General features: G+C 54.2%; 13 protein-coding genes. 3 read left to right on the top strand and 10 right to left on the bottom strand.

Annotated elements, in window-relative coordinates; genetic code table 11:
• Positions 1-560: 560 nt before the first annotated feature.
• Positions 561-4448: a phosphoribosylformylglycinamidine synthase gene (purL, locus tag OGY10_RS21190; RefSeq protein WP_286577379.1), complete on the bottom strand. Its 3888-nt coding sequence runs from the start codon at positions 4446-4448 to the stop codon at positions 561-563.
• 257 nt (positions 4449-4705) lie between these two features.
• On the opposite strand from purL, the gene mltF reads away from it, so the two are divergent.
• Positions 4706-6256: a membrane-bound lytic murein transglycosylase MltF gene (mltF, locus tag OGY10_RS21195; protein ID WP_167820766.1), complete on the top strand. Its 1551-nt coding sequence runs from the start codon at positions 4706-4708 to the stop codon at positions 6254-6256.
• Positions 6257-6296: 40 nt separating this feature from the next.
• Here mltF and tadA read toward each other — a convergent pair whose 3' ends face one another.
• The 4 genes from tadA to murQ are packed head-to-tail and all read right to left on the bottom strand — an operon-like array spanning position 6297 to position 9768.
• Positions 6297-6833 (bottom strand): tRNA adenosine(34) deaminase TadA, encoded by a 537-nt coding sequence (gene tadA, locus OGY10_RS21200; RefSeq protein ID WP_071941323.1) that lies wholly within the window; start codon positions 6831-6833, stop codon positions 6297-6299.
• A gap of 28 nt (positions 6834-6861) precedes the next feature.
• Positions 6862-7497, bottom strand: coding sequence for a phosphatidylglycerophosphatase C (gene yfhb, locus OGY10_RS21205; RefSeq protein WP_048234700.1), 636 nt, complete (start codon positions 7495-7497; stop codon positions 6862-6864).
• A gap of 3 nt (positions 7498-7500) precedes the next feature.
• On the bottom strand, positions 7501-8865 hold the full coding sequence (locus tag OGY10_RS21210) for a PTS transporter subunit EIIC (protein WP_008785492.1): 1365 nt from the start codon (positions 8863-8865) through the stop codon (positions 7501-7503).
• A gap of 9 nt (positions 8866-8874) precedes the next feature.
• Positions 8875-9768 carry an N-acetylmuramic acid 6-phosphate etherase gene (gene murQ / locus OGY10_RS21215; RefSeq protein ID WP_286577382.1) on the bottom strand — a complete coding sequence of 298 codons (894 nt, stop codon included), beginning with the start codon at positions 9766-9768 and terminating at the stop codon, positions 8875-8877.
• A gap of 117 nt (positions 9769-9885) precedes the next feature.
• Here murQ and OGY10_RS21220 point away from each other — a divergent pair, with 117 nt between their 5' ends.
• Entirely contained in the window at positions 9886-10734 is an 849-nt protein-coding gene (locus OGY10_RS21220) for a MurR/RpiR family transcriptional regulator (protein WP_032944256.1), read from the top strand.
• Positions 10735-10789: 55 nt separating this feature from the next.
• Positions 10790-11050, top strand: coding sequence for a YfhL family 4Fe-4S dicluster ferredoxin (locus OGY10_RS21225; RefSeq protein ID WP_003037590.1), 261 nt, complete (start codon positions 10790-10792; stop codon positions 11048-11050).
• A gap of 106 nt (positions 11051-11156) precedes the next feature.
• Here the strand turns inward: OGY10_RS21225 and acpS are convergent, their stop codons facing one another.
• The 5 genes from acpS to rnc form a co-directional block, all read right to left on the bottom strand.
• Complete coding sequence (gene acpS / locus OGY10_RS21230) at positions 11157-11537, bottom strand: holo-ACP synthase (protein ID WP_103285650.1); 381 nt, start codon at positions 11535-11537, stop codon at positions 11157-11159.
• A complete protein-coding gene (gene pdxJ / locus OGY10_RS21235) occupies positions 11537-12268 on the bottom strand; it encodes a pyridoxine 5'-phosphate synthase (RefSeq protein WP_008785494.1) in 732 nt (243 codons plus the stop codon). The genes acpS and pdxJ overlap by 1 nt, the downstream gene beginning before the upstream one ends.
• Positions 12269-12283: 15 nt before the next feature.
• Complete coding sequence (recO, locus tag OGY10_RS21240) at positions 12284-12994, bottom strand: DNA repair protein RecO (RefSeq protein ID WP_008785495.1); 711 nt, start codon at positions 12992-12994, stop codon at positions 12284-12286.
• Positions 12995-13194: 200 nt separating this feature from the next.
• On the bottom strand, positions 13195-14100 hold the full coding sequence (gene era, locus OGY10_RS21245) for a GTPase Era (protein ID WP_032937937.1): 906 nt from the start codon (positions 14098-14100) through the stop codon (positions 13195-13197).
• Positions 14097-14777 (bottom strand): ribonuclease III, encoded by a 681-nt coding sequence (gene rnc / locus OGY10_RS21250; protein ID WP_003037579.1) that lies wholly within the window; start codon positions 14775-14777, stop codon positions 14097-14099. Before rnc ends, era begins: the two co-directional genes overlap by 4 nt.
• Between the last annotated feature and the right edge of the window lie 46 nt (positions 14778-14823).

The following is a 14823-nucleotide window of genomic DNA, read 5'->3' on the forward strand; positions in this document are numbered from 1 at the left end:
GGAATAAGGCGGTGCCTAACTCGACGTTTCGCCCGGAGGTTGATATGAGCAATGCTAATATCAGATGTTGGACGGCAGGCACCTTGTTGTGCGTCATTCGAAGTTTATGTAGCACGTCCCGAAGGGGCTGACATAAGAAGGTGAATGAGCCACTGGTTAATATTATGCAGCATCTGTGCCAATATTCAAAACACTTTATTAACACAATGATAAGTATGAAAAATATTATTATTTTCACAAATAACAATTCTGGCTGTTTTTTGTTCTCTCTGTCGCCAATCAGCAACACTTGCAGTACTTAAAAACAAATCCCTATTAAATCAAATAATTAAACGTCTCTTTTTGACGACACCACAACCCTGTCCATGTCGGCATTTCCCGACACTTTACTTTTAGGTGCAAGCGCTGAGTTTATTGCCGGATGGCGGCGTGAACGCCTTATCCGGCCTACAACCGCATTTTCCCTGTAGGCCTGATAAGCGTAGCGTCATCAGGCGGGTTTCATCCGGCAGACAAAAAAAAGCCCCTCGCGAAGAGGGGCTTGATGACTATTGAGCGAATTAACCGAGCTGTTTACGCGCGTTGCGGAAAATACGCATCCACGGGCTATCCTCGCCCCAGTTTTCCGGGTGCCAGGAGTTGCTCACGGTACGGAACACACGTTCCGGGTGCGGCATCATAATGGTGACGCGACCATTTTCAGTGGTCACTGCAGTAATACCGTTCGGCGAACCGTTCGGGTTAGCCGGATAGGTCTCGGTCACCTTACCGAAGTTATCAACGTAGCGCAGCGCCACCAGACCTTTGCTCTCAAGCTGAGCCAGATGCGCACCGTCACGCACTTCGACACGACCTTCACCGTGAGAAACGGCAATCGGCATCATCGAACCCACCATATCGGCAAGCAGCAAAGACGGGCTTTGCGTCACTTCGACCAGGCTGAAGCGGGCTTCAAAGCGGTCGGAGTGGTTACGCACAAAGCGCGGCCACAGGTCGCTTCCTGGGATCAGCTCACGCAGGTTAGACATCATCTGACAACCGTTACACACGCCGAGTGCCAGCGTTTGCGGGCGATGGAAGAAGGTTTCGAACTCATCACGGACGCGGTTGTTGAACAGAATCGACTTCGCCCAACCTTCACCAGCGCCAAGCACATCGCCATAAGAGAAGCCGCCGCAGGCCACCAGTGCCTGGAAGTTACCCAGGCCGATACGTCCGCCCAGCAGGTCGCTCATGTGCACATCGATGGCGTCAAAACCCGCACGGTGGAAGGCAGCTGCCATTTCAACGTGGGAGTTCACACCCTGCTCGCGCAGTACGGCCACTTTGGGACGCGCACCGGTGGCGATGTACGGAGCGGCAACATCTTCGTTGATATCAAACGACAGTTTAACGTTGAGACCAGGGTCCGCATCGTTGGTTTTAGCATCGTGTTCCTGATCGGCGCATTCCGGGTTGTCACGCAGGCGCTGCATCTGCCAGGTGGTTTCCGCCCACCACATACGCAGGGTAGTACGGCTTTCGCTAAACACCGGCTGGCCGTTAGCGGTCAGGGTGAAGCGGTCACCTTCAACGGCTTTACCGAGGAAGTGTACGCAGTCTGCCAGGCCGTGAGTAGCCAGAATCGCTTCCACCGCCTCACGCTCAGCAGCACGAACCTGAATCACCGCACCCAGTTCTTCGTTAAACAGCGCCGCCAGACGATCTTCACCCAGAGAGTGGATATCAGCGTCAATACCGCAGTGACCGGCGAAGGCCATTTCCGCCAGCGTAACCAGCAGACCGCCGTCAGAACGGTCATGGTAGGCCAGCAGCTTACGCGCAGCGACCAGCGCCTGAATCGCATCGTAGAAGCCTTTCAGTTGCTCAACGTTACGCACGTCGGCAGGCTTATCGCCCAGTTGACGGTAAACCTGCGCCAGCGACGTAGCGCCCAGCGCATTGTGACCAAGACCGAGGTCAATCAGCAGCAGGGCGTTGTCTTCAGTAGACAGCTGTGGGGTAATGGTGTGGCGCACATCGTCTACGCGGGCAAAGGCGGTGATCACCAGCGACAGCGGCGAGGTCATTTCACGCTGCTCGTTACCTTCCTGCCAGCGGGTTTTCATCGACATAGAGTCTTTGCCCACTGGAATGGTCAGGCCGAGCGCCGGGCATAGCTCTTCCCCAACGGCTTTTACTGCTTCGTACAGGCCAGCATCTTCACCAGGGTGACCCGCAGCCGCCATCCAGTTTGCCGACAGCTTAATACGTTTGATGTCGCCAATCTGCGTTGCCGCAATGTTGGTCAGCGCTTCACCGACCGCCAGACGCGCAGAGGCAGAGAAGTCCAATAGCGCAACCGGCGCGCGCTCGCCGATAGACATCGCTTCGCCGTAGTAGCTATCGAGGCTTGCGGTAGTGACCGCGCAGTTGGCGACCGGGATCTGCCATGGACCAACCATCTGGTCACGCGCCACCATGCCGGTAACGGTACGGTCACCGATGGTCACGAGGAACGTTTTCTCCGCGACAGTCGGCAGATGCAGCACGCGGTTAACCGCATCTGCAATCGAGATTTCACCACGATTCAGGGCATCGCCTTTGGCTTTCAGCGTCTGCACATCGCGGGTCATTTTCGGTGTTTTACCCAGCAGCACATCAAGAGGCATGTCGATCGGCTGGTTGTCGAAGTGGCTGTCGCTCAAGGTCAGATGCTGTTCTTCGGTAGCTTCACCAATCACCGCATACGGCGCGCGCTCACGCTTACACAGTTCATCAAACAGCGGCAATTGATCGGCAGCAACCGCCAGCACGTAGCGTTCCTGGGATTCGTTACACCAGATTTCCAGCGGGCTCATGCCCGGCTCGTCGCTAAGAATATCGCGCAGTTGGAACTTACCGCCGCGCCCACCATCGCTTACCAGCTCCGGCATAGCGTTAGACAGTCCACCCGCGCCAACGTCATGGATAAACAGAATCGGGTTCGCATCACCCATCTGCCAGCAACGGTCGATAACTTCCTGGCAACGACGTTCCATTTCCGGGTTGTCACGCTGTACGGAAGCGAAATCAAGATCGGCATCAGACTGGCCGGAAGCCATAGAGGAAGCAGCCCCGCCGCCAAGACCGATGTTCATCGCCGGACCGCCAAGGACGATAAGCTTAGCGCCAACGACGATCTCGCCCTTCTGCACGTGATCGGCACGGATGTTACCGATCCCGCCTGCCAGCATGATCGGTTTATGGTAACCGCGCAGCTCTTCGCCGTTGTGGCTGTTGACCTTTTCTTCATAGGTACGGAAGTAGCCGGTCAGCGCCGGACGACCAAATTCGTTGTTAAACGCCGCGCCGCCCAGCGGGCCTTCGGTCATGATATCAAGCGCGGTAACAATACGGTCCGGCTTACCGAAGTCTTCTTCCCACGGCTGTTCAAAGCCAGGAATACGCAGGTTGGAAACGGAGAAACCCACCAGCCCGGCTTTCGGTTTTGCACCGCGACCTGTTGCGCCCTCGTCGCGGATTTCGCCACCGGAGCCGGTTGCAGCACCTGGCCACGGAGAGATAGCCGTCGGGTGGTTGTGAGTTTCAACCTTCATCAGGATGTGGGCTGGTTCCTGATGGAAATCGTAGCGGCCGGTTTTGTGATCGGCAAAATAGCGGCCCACTTCAGAGCCTTCCATTACCGCAGCGTTGTCTTTATAGGCAGACAGCACGTGGTCCGGCGTGGTTTCGAAGGTATTCTTGATCATCTTGAACAGCGACTTCGGCTGCTGTTTACCATCGATAATCCAGTCGGCGTTAAAAATCTTGTGGCGGCAGTGCTCAGAGTTGGCCTGCGCAAACATGTATAGTTCAATATCGTTCGGGTTACGTCCCAGTTTGGTGAACGCATCCTGCAGATAGTCAATTTCGTCTTCCGCCAGCGCCAGACCCAGACGCAGGTTAGCGTCGATCAGCGCCTGACGCCCCTCACCCAGTAGATCAACGCTGGAGACCGGCGCCGGTTGGTGATGGGCAAACAGTTTTTCGGCATCGTTCAGCGAAGAGAAAACCGTTTCCATCATGCGATCGTGCAGTTCGTCGGCCACCATCTGCCATTGCTCAGCGGTCAGCGTGGAGGCTTCTACATACCAGGCAATGCCACGTTCCAGGCGGCTAATCTGGTGCAGACCGCAGTTGTGGGCAATATCAGTCGCTTTAGAAGACCACGGGGAGATGGTGCCAGGGCGAGGCGTAACCAGCAGCAGTTTGCCTTCCGGGGCGTGGCTTTGCAGAGCAGGACCATATTTCAGCAAGCGTGCAAGCTGCGCGTGCTCATCTTCATTTAACGGTGCATTCAGATCGGCGAAATGGACGTACTCGGCGTAAATGTTGTGGACCTGGAGGTTGGCAGCCTGAAAACGTGCCAGCAGTTTGTTAATACGGAATGCAGACAGTGCAGGTGAACCACGCAGAATTTCCATCATAAGTCTCTCGTCTTCTAAGCTTTCGGTGTGCCCAAGTGGGGGAAACGGGCGTCATTATAAAGAATCTACCGCGCCGACGAAACCGTTTGCGTCGAAATAAAATCACGACCGTCACTTATCATCAAATGCGGTCAGATTTCTGAATAAGTTGCCAACTGACGCAAGTTTAAGCAAAATGCCGTTCATTAATGACGACTTCACTTCTTAATCAACACCACAGCAGACAGAGACAACGTACGGTTCAGAGAATTAACTAATTGAAAAAATTAAAGATTAATTATCTGTTCATCGGCATATTGACGCTGTTGTTGGCAGCGGCCCTTTGGCCATCTATCCCCTGGTTCGGTAAAGCCGAAAATCGTATCGCCGCCATTCAGTCGCGGGGAGAGCTGCGCGTCAGTACCATTGATTCGCCATTAACTTACGCGACCCTCAATGGCAAAAAATTCGGTCTGGATTATGAACTGGCCCAGGAATTTGCCGACTACTTAGGCGTGAAGTTAAAAGTTACCGTACGCCAGAACATCAGCCAGCTTTTTGACGACCTGGATAACGGCAATGCCGACCTGTTAGCCGCAGGTCTGGTCTATAACAGCGAGCGGGTTAAAAATTACCAGCCCGGACCGACCTATTATTCGGTTTCACAACAGCTGGTGTACCGGGTTGGGCAATACCGCCCGCGCACGCTTGCCACCGTGAACGAAAACCAACTGACTATCGCCCCGGGGCACGTGGTGGTTAATGACCTCCAGCAGCTAAAAGAGAAAAAATTTCCCGATCTGAGCTGGAAAGTCGATGACAAAAAGGGCACCACCGAACTGCTTGATGATGTAATCGCCGGAAAGCTGGATTACACCATTGCCGATTCTGTTGCCATCAGCTTATATCAACGCGTGCATCCTGAGCTGGCCGTAGCGCTCGACGTCTCTGACGAACAACCGGTGACATGGTTTAGTCGGCTGGACGATGACAACACGCTGTCTGCCGCCCTACTGGATTTCTTCAACACCATGAATGAAGACGGTTCTCTGGCGCGGCTGGAAGAGAAATATCTCGGGCATGGCGATGATTTTGACTATGTCGATACCCGCTCCTTTTTACGCGCCGTAGACAGCGTGTTGCCGGACCTCAAGCCGCTGTTTGAGAAATATGCGCAAGAGATAGACTGGAGACTACTGGCCGCTATCTCATATCAGGAATCACACTGGGACGCGCAGGCCACCTCTCCAACCGGCGTACGCGGGCTGATGATGTTGACTAAAAATACCGCTCAGAGTCTCGGGCTGACCGACCGTACCGATGCCGAACAGAGTATCAGCGGCGGCGCGCGATACTTGCAGGATATGATGAGTAAAGTACCGGATACCGTCCCCGAAGGAGAACGCATCTGGTTTGCCCTTGCAGCCTATAACATGGGTTATGCGCACATGCTGGATGCGCGGGCGCTGACGGTGAAAACCAAAGGCAATCCGAACAGTTGGTCCGACGTAAAACAGCGATTACCGCTGCTCAGCCAAAAACCGTATTATAACAAGTTGACCTATGGCTATGCACGCGGCCACGAAGCTTACGCCTATGTGGAAAATATCCGTAAGTACCAAATTAGCCTGGTGGGATATCTGCAAGAGAAAGAAAAACAGGCGCTAGAAATGCAGCAACTGGCGCAGGATTACCCGACGGTGACGCCCGCAGAGCTATTAGGTAAAGAGAAATTCCCGCTTTCGGCATTTCTGTCTCAAACGTCGTCAAACTACCTGACGCACTCCCCTTCCCTGCTGTTTTCACCGCATAAAAAAGAGGAGAAGTAGTCTTGTACGCCTGATAAGCGCACTGCCGTCAGGCTGAGAGTTACTGATTAGCGGATTTTTTCAGGGCTTTGATTTCCTGCCGGCGCATGCGGAAGAAATCACTGAGTAACGTGGCACATTCATCCCGCAGCACCCCCTCTGTCACTTCAACCCGATGATTCATTCCAGGGTGATGCAGTACATCCATTAATGACCCGGCAGCGCCCGTTTTCGCATCGCGCGCGCCAAAAACGACCCGACCGATACGGCTGTGCACCATCGCGCCAGCGCACATCACGCACGGCTCCAGAGTGACGTACAGCGTGGCATCTAACAGACGGTAGTTTTGCAGCACCAGGCCGCCCTGACGCAGCGCCATAATCTCAGCGTGGGCAGTCGGATCATGATGTCCAATAGGGCGGTTCCAGCCTTCGCCAATCACTCGGTTGTGATGTACCAATACCGCACCCACCGGGACTTCACGCTCATCCCAGGCGCGCTTAGCCAGCGTTAAAGCATGACGCATCCAGTATTCGTGGCTAAATTCAACATCTGACAAAGGGGTAACTCCAGTAATCAAAGCGGGCGCATTATACACGTCATACTTCAAATTGCATGTGCGTTAGCTATTCGAGTTGCTGAAGCTCTCCGCGCGGCGTGACGCGCCAGCGATGCTGGCAAAAAGAGAGCAGAGGATTGTCCTGATTACTGTCACTATAGCCACTGTAAAGCTGTAGCGGCGCGCCAATGTGGCGTTCCAGTTGTGTCACTTTCTCATGGCCCAGACAGCGCAAAGTCAGTACCCAGCCGCCGTATCCCCGCGCCATTTTGCTGGCAATCAGATTGACTCGCGGTAGCCATGGAGTATCAAAGTAAACCTGCTCGACCAGTGACTGCGGAGAGCCGGTAATAAGCCAGATATCAGCGTCAGAGCTTAACAGGTAGGTTGTCAGCCGCTGCTGCACGAGCGGAAACGCCGTCACGTTACTGCGAAACCAGCGCACAAAGTCGGCCTGATGCGCTTTCAGACGCGCCTCGCTGCGGCCAAAAGTGCATCCCCATAACAGCAGGCTCATTGGCCAGCGGGCGGCACGTCCCTTTATCAGCAACGCCAGCGCAATCACCGGTAACAGAGGCAGCACAAGCAACGCATTCAGCGGCTGGCGACGCAGCAGATAACGAATAAAACTACCGAACATATCCTGCTGGTGTAACGTGCCATCCAAATCAAAAAAGACAACGCGGCGCTGGTGATTGGTCAAACCTTATTCCTCTGGATCAGTGAATCCCAATAGCCAGGTAAACAGGAACCCGGCGATAACTGCTACCAGATAGCCTAACAGATAGAACATCACTTTTCCGGCAACAATCGTCAGTGCCAGCGGTAACCCGGAGATGCCAAAGGTGATGACCGTCGCCACCTTCCAGTAGCTAATCAGCGCCCCACCTACCGCGCCGCCAAGACAGGCACCGATAAACGGCTTACCCAACGGCAGCGTTACGCCAAAAATCAGCGGCTCGCCAATCCCCAGCAGTCCGACCGGTAGCGCCCCTTTGATCACTTTCTTTAGCCGCGCATTACGAGTTTTCATCAGAACCGCGATCGCAGCACCTATTTGCCCAACGCCCGCCATAGCCAGGATCGGAAAAAGCGCGTTATAACCGTGTGCCTGAACCAGCTCAACGTGGATGGGCACCAATCCCTGATGAAGTCCGGTGAGCACCAGCGGCAGAAAGGTTCCTGCCAGCACGGCACCGACCAGAAAACCGCCGCGATCGATAGCCCATGATGCGCCGTGAGCGATAGATTCAGAAATCCATCCGCCAAGCGGTTGCAGCGCCACAATCGCGATTACGCCGGTAATGATGGTGGTTAGCAGCGGGTTAAGGATAAGCTCCAGTGATTCCGGCAACAGCGTGCGGAATTTACGTTCGATCCAGCACATCAGCGCAACCACCAGCAATACCGCGATCACCCCACCGCGCCCCGGCTGCAACGCTTCGCCAAACAGGGTAATTTGCGCCAGCTGAGGGCTGGAAAGGATCCCCGCCATCACCCCGCCCATTGCCAGGGAGCCACCGAAAACTTTGGCGGTATTCACCCCGACCAGAATATTCATAATGGCAAACACGGCGCTGCCAAATATGCCCATCAACCCCAGCATATTTGGATAGTGGGTCGCAAAATCCCCCACGATATCCGGGCGCTTAAGGATGTTAATAATGCCGGTAATCAAACCGGAGGCGATAAACGCCGGAATAAGAGGGATAAAGACGTTCGCCAGCTTGCGCAGCGCATCGCTCATCGGCGCTTTGTACTTCGCTTTGGCCTCTGACTTGGTGCGCTCAATATCATTGGCACCTGCTCGCTCGCCGCCATCGGCAATCAGGGAACGCATGGCATCCACCACTTTGGCAGCTTTACCGGGGCCGACAATAATCTGGTGCTGTGCGCCCTGCTTCACGTAGCCGCTAACGCCGGGCAGTTGCCTGAGGCGGGGAATATCGATCTGCCCGTCATCCTGAACTTCCACCCTGACACGGGTCATACAGTTTTCCAGACGCAGAATATTGTTCTCTCCGCCAACGCCCAGCAGGATGTCGCTGGCCAGCAACGCCGTCTTATCCATATACACCTCTTAGTGTTCTAACGCCGCGCGTAAAAAACCCTGGTGAGCGGCAAGCTTTTCGCGGGCGGCAGCGGCATCCAGGCCGGTGAGCGCCATTAAAATAGCTGGCTTAACATCATAATCCGTCTGCTTCAGCAGCGTTTCAGCTTGAGCCCGCGCAATACCGGTGGCTTCAACCACCATACGGCACGCCCGATCGACCAGTTTGACGTTGGTTGCCTGCATATCCACCATCAGGTTCTGGTACACCTTGCCAAATTTCACCATCGCGCCGGTGGAGATCATATTGAGCACCAGCTTTTGCGCGGTGCCGGATTTCAGTCGTGTTGACCCGGTCAGCGCCTCAGGCCCCACTACAGGAGAAATAGCAATATCCGCTTCATGCGCGATAGGGGAATCCGGATTGCAAGAAATAGCCGCCGTTGTACAGCCCACCGAACGCGCATATTTCAACCCGCCAATTACATACGGCGTGCGACCAGAAGCTGCCAGCCCCACCACCAGATCCTGTGCGGTAAGATTGAGCCCGCGCAGATCGTCTTCGCCTAGCTGCGGGTTGTCTTCTGCGCCTTCTACTGCCTTCAGCAAAGCGCCCGGTCCCCCGGCAATCAGCCCAACCACCAGACCGTGCGGGACGCCGAAGGTCGGCGGGCATTCAGATGCGTCCAGCACCCCAAGACGCCCGCTGGTACCTGCTCCCATGTAAATAATGCGTCCACCGGCTTTTAGCGCGTCAGCTGCCGCATCGACCGCACGCGCAACTTCGGGAAGAGTTGCTTTTACTGCTTCAGCTACCAGCGTATCCTGTTGATTAAAACGATGAACCAACTCCAGAGTGGAGAGCGCATCCAGATCCATGGTCTGAGGATTGCGGCTTTCTGAAACTAACGCACCGAGATTCATTTTTTGTTCCTTAGGAATTTTTAATTCATAATAATCTGTCATAATGGAATATTATATTCACTAAGGCGAGTGATATTTTGTTTTGTAATCGCCATCACATTTTCGCCAGGAGAAAGCATGAACTGTTTAATTCGCATTCGTCAGCGTTATCCGGATCTCGCGCAAAGCGATAAAAAACTTGCGGATTATCTTCTTGCTCAGCCGGATACTGCGCGTCATCTCAGTTCACAACAGCTGGCCTTTGAAGCGGGCGTCAGCCAGTCCAGCGTGGTGAAATTCGCGCAAAAGATGGGCTTTAAAGGATTCCCGGCACTCAAACTGGCGATTAGCGAAGCATTGGCCAGCAATCCCAATCCCCATTCCATTCCGGTACATAATCAGATTCGCGGTGACGACCCGATGCGAATGGTAGGCGAGAAACTGATTAAGGAGAACGTGGCGGCGATGCATGCGACGCTGGACGTCAACAGCGAAGAGAAACTGATGGAGAGCGTCACGATGCTGCGTTCAGCCCGTCGCATTATCGTGACCGGGATTGGCGCATCGGGTCTGGTAGCGCAGAATTTTGCCTGGAAGCTGCTGAAGATTGGTTTTAACGCGGTGGTGGAACGCGATATGCACGCCCTACTGGCGACGGTGCAGGCGCTTTCGCCCAACGATCTACTGCTGGCCATTTCGTATACCGGAGAGCGTCGCGAGCTCAACCTGGCTGCGGATGAAACGTTGCGCACCGGCGCGAAAATCCTCGCCATCACCGGATTTACACCGAACGCCCTGCAGCAACGGGCAAGTCATTGTCTGTACACCATTGCCGAGGAGCAGGCCACGCGCAGCGCAGCGATTTCCTCCACCCATGCGCAAATGATGCTCACCGATTTACTGTTTATGGCGCTGGTACAGCAGGATCTGGAGCATGCCCCGGAACGTATTCGCCACAGTGAGGCACTGGTAAAAAAACTGGTCTGAGCAAAGAATGCGCGTATAATGCCCGCCCGATTTGTGATGTTTTGAGAGTTTCCTGATGGCCCTGTTAATCACTAAAAAGTGTATCAATTGCGATATGTGCGAGCCCGAATGCCCGAATGAGGCGATTTCGATGGGTGATAGCATTTACGAGATTAACAGCGACAAGTGTACGGAATGCGTAGGCCATTACGACACGCCAACCTGCCAGAAGGTGTGCCCGATCCCCAATACTATTTTGAAAGATCCGGCGCATGTCGAAACAGAAGAGCAGCTGTGGGATAAGTTTGTGCTGATGCACCACGCCGATAAACTTTAGCCACGTCGCCATCTGGCGATGAAGCCCCTACCCTGCCCCTGCAACAAACGCATAACCCATAGGCCGGATAAGACGCTACGCGTCGCCATCCGGCATCGTCCTGAATCTAACTTTCGATAATCACCGTGGCGCAGGCGTAGTGACGCTCATCGGCCAGCGTCACATGCATGTACGCAACGCCGAGTTTTTCCGCCAGTTTTAACGCCTCTCCCCATAATCGCAGACGCGGCTTACCGAGTTCATCGTTAAAGACTTCAAACTGATTAAACGCCAGCCCATTGCGAATACCCGTGCCAAAGGCTTTTGCTGCCGCCTCTTTGACTGCAAAACGCTTCGCCAGAAAACGCACCGGCTGCTGATGCGTTTCCCAGATTGCCCATTCGTTGTCGCTGAGCACACGTCTTGCCAGGCGGTCGCCGGAACGGGAGATCACCGCTTCGATGCGGGCAATCTCCACGATATCCGTACCTAATCCCAGAATCGCCATTAGCCACGCGCTTCCAGCATCAGGCGCTTCATTTCTACTACGGCCTCTTTCAGGCCGCTCATCACCGCACGTCCAATAATGGCATGGCCAATGTTCAGCTCGTGCATTTCCGGGATCCGCGCGATAGCTTTAACGTTGTGATACGTCAGACCGTGACCCGCATTCACCTTCAGGCCAAGACTTGCAGCATAGGTTGCCGCTTTGGCGATACGCGCCAGTTCGCTGGCCTGTTCTGCGTCGGTTTTCGCATCGGCGTAACAGCCGGTGTGAATCTCAATAAACGGTGCGCCAACTTCGGCAGCGGCCTTAATCTGTTCTTCATCGGCATCGATAAACAGCGAAACCAGAATGCCTGCGTCCGCCAGCCGTTTGCAGGCATCGCGCATCTTGTCACGCTGACCGGCGACGTCCAGCCCACCTTCAGTGGTAACTTCCTGACGTTTTTCCGGCACCAGGCAGCAAAAATGCGGCTTAGTCTCAACGGCAATCGACAGCATCTCTTCGGTGACTGCCATTTCCAGATTCATGCGCGTATCCAGCGTCTGGCGCAAAATACGTACGTCACGGTCGGTGATATGACGACGGTCTTCACGCAGGTGTACGGTAATACCGTCCGCGCCCGCCTGTTCAACGATAAACGCTGCCTGAACCGGGTCCGGATATGCGGTACCGCGTGCATTACGTAAAGTGGCAATGTGGTCAATGTTGACGCCTAACAGTAATTCGGCCATGACAATCCTCGTTTTTTATTTTCGCTTCGGCATAAACTGCCGGAATAATTCGCGGCTCTTTAAGGGCTTACCACCAAGATACGGCTTTAACGCCATGCGGGTAAAGCGTTTCGCGGCGCGAAGCGTATCAGCATCCGGAAATTCCCGCGATTCGAGTGCTTTCAGATGGCGTCCGGTAAAGGTGGCGTTATCAATCACTACGCTTGCGATAAACCCTTTTTCTTCCCGGTAGCGATAGGTCATGGTGTCGTCTACCGGCTCGCCGCTGCCCGCACAGTGGGTAAAATCGACGCCATACCCCAGATGACCAAGTAAGGCCAGCTCAAAGCGACGCAATGCAGGTTCTGGCGAACCCGTCGCGCCAGCCAGCGCCTGAATACAGTTCAGGTAATCGAAAAAGAGTGCAGAAAAGCGGGTTTCGTATTCGAGTACGCGCGAGATAAGCTCGTTAATATACAAGCCGCTATACAGCGTGATTCCGCTAAGGGGGAGTGCCAGAGAAACGGCTTCGGCGCTGCGCAAGGTTTTGACCTCGCCACGTCCACCAAAGCGAAGCAACAACGGGGTAAAAGGCTGGAGTGCGCCTTTAAGATTGGAGCGTTTGGAACGTGCGCCTTTAGCCACAAGGCGCACGCGACCCGACTCTTCCGTGAAGACGTCCAGCACGAGACTGGTTTCGCTCCAGGGGCGACTGTGCAGGACAAAAGCGCGTTGCCATCCTTCCATCATAATACTCGTCGTCTTTCAAGTTGCAGGTGCGTTGGCTGCGCCCGTTCACCCCAGTCACTTACGAGAGTAAGCTCCCGGGGATTCACGGACTTGCCGCGTGACTCTGCCTCTGGCCTCGCTCCTTCGGAGCCAGCGCAAGCGCTGTTCAAAACACTATGTGTTTTGTCCTGCACCTCGAAAGCCATAGAGTATTAAAACTACTGGTCGTCGCCGTAACCGAGGCTACGCAGCGCGCGTTCGTCATCGGCCCAGCCGGATTTCACTTTCACCCACAGTTCGAGGTGAACGGGCGCTTCGAACATCTCCTGCATGTCTTTACGCGCTTCGATGCCGATGGTTTTAATCTTGGCCCCTTTGTTGCCAATAACCATCTTCTTCTGCCCTTCACGTTCAACGAGGATCAGACCGTTGATGTCGTAGCCACCGCGCTCGTTAGAGATAAAACGCTCAATCTCCACGGTAACGGAGTACGGCAGTTCAGCACCCAGAAAACGCATCAGCTTTTCACGGATGATTTCAGAGGCCATAAAGCGCTGAGAACGGTCGGTGATGTAATCTTCCGGGAAGTGATGAATAGCTTCCGGCAAATGCTTACGCACGATGCCCGCAACGGTATCGACATTCAAGCCGGTTTCGGCAGAAATCGGTACGATATCAAGGAAGTTCATCTGGCTTGCCAGGAACTGCAGGTGCGGCAGCAGATCGGCTTTTTCCTGAACGTTGTCGACTTTGTTGACGGCCAGAATAACCGGGGCTTTGCCATCACGCAGCTTGTTGAGCACCATTTCGTCGTCCGGCGTCCAGCGGGTGCCTTCGACAACGAAAATAACCAGTTCAACATCACCGATCGAGCTGCTCGCCGCTTTGTTCATCAAGCGGTTAATAGCCCGTTTTTCTTCCATATGCAGACCCGGGGTATCAACATAAATCGCCTGATACGCGCCTTCGGTATGGATGCCAACAATACGGTGACGTGTTGTCTGAGCCTTACGTGAGGTAATAGAAATCTTCTGCCCAAGCAGATTATTCAACAGGGTGGATTTGCCGACGTTCGGGCGACCGACGATAGCAATAAATCCGCAGTAGGTTTTCTCTTCGCTCATTCCAGCTCCAGTTTTTTCAACGCCTGTTCGGCGGCAGCCTGCTCAGCCTTACGACGGCTCGAACCTGTGCCAACCACCGGTTCACTCAGGCCGCTGACCTGGCAGTGGATAGTAAATTCTTGATCGTGTGCTTCACCACGGACCTGTACAACCAAATAAGACGGCAGAGGCAGGTGGCGGCCCTGCAAATATTCCTGCAGGCGCGTTTTCGGATCTTTTTGTTTGTCGCCTGGGCTAATTTCATCCAGACGAGTTTGATACCAGTTCAGGATCAATTGCTCAACGGTTTGAATATCGCTGTCGAGGAAGACGCCGCCGATCAAAGCTTCAACGGTATCCGCCAGGATTGATTCACGACGGAAGCCGCCGCTTTTCAGCTCACCTGGCCCCAAACGTAAACATTCACCGAGATCAAACTCACGGGCTAATTCAGCCAGCGTATTGCCGCGAACCAGCGTCGCGCGCATGCGGCTCATATCACCTTCATCCACACGCGGGAAACGGTGATACAGCGCATTAGCGATAACAAAGCTCAAAATAGAGTCGCCTAAAAATTCTAAACGCTCGTTATGTTTGCTGCTGGCGCTCCGGTGAGTTAATGCCTGCTGCAACAGCTCCTGATGATTAAAAGTGTAGCCCAGCTTCCGTTGAAGCCGATTAATTACGATGGGGTTCATGCGATACCAATAAATGAATGCGTCAACAATTCAGCACACGAAACAG

The sequence above is a fragment of the Citrobacter sp. Cpo148 genome, from assembly GCF_030332375.1.
Classification (GTDB): domain Bacteria; phylum Pseudomonadota; class Gammaproteobacteria; order Enterobacterales; family Enterobacteriaceae; genus Citrobacter; species Citrobacter portucalensis.

What these genes read in the sequence shown, in the direction of transcription:
- purL (WP_286577379.1), bottom strand. Translation starts at nt 4,448, where the DNA reads ATGATGGAAATTCTGCGTGGTTCACCTGCACTGTCTGCATTCCGTATT.
- OGY10_RS21210 (WP_008785492.1), bottom strand. Translation starts at nt 8,865, where the DNA reads ATGGATAAGACGGCGTTGCTGGCCAGCGACATCCTGCTGGGCGTTGGC.
- murQ (WP_286577382.1), bottom strand. Translation starts at nt 9,768, where the DNA reads ATGAATCTCGGTGCGTTAGTTTCAGAAAGCCGCAATCCTCAGACCATG.
- OGY10_RS21220 (WP_032944256.1), top strand. Translation starts at nt 9,886, where the DNA reads ATGAACTGTTTAATTCGCATTCGTCAGCGTTATCCGGATCTCGCGCAA.
- OGY10_RS21225 (WP_003037590.1), top strand. Translation starts at nt 10,790, where the DNA reads ATGGCCCTGTTAATCACTAAAAAGTGTATCAATTGCGATATGTGCGAG.
- acpS (WP_103285650.1), bottom strand. Translation starts at nt 11,537, where the DNA reads ATGGCGATTCTGGGATTAGGTACGGATATCGTGGAGATTGCCCGCATC.
- pdxJ (WP_008785494.1), bottom strand. Translation starts at nt 12,268, where the DNA reads ATGGCCGAATTACTGTTAGGCGTCAACATTGACCACATTGCCACTTTA.
- recO (WP_008785495.1), bottom strand. Translation starts at nt 12,994, where the DNA reads ATGGAAGGATGGCAACGCGCTTTTGTCCTGCACAGTCGCCCCTGGAGC.
- era (WP_032937937.1), bottom strand. Translation starts at nt 14,100, where the DNA reads ATGAGCGAAGAGAAAACCTACTGCGGATTTATTGCTATCGTCGGTCGC.
- rnc (WP_003037579.1), bottom strand. Translation starts at nt 14,777, where the DNA reads ATGAACCCCATCGTAATTAATCGGCTTCAACGGAAGCTGGGCTACACT.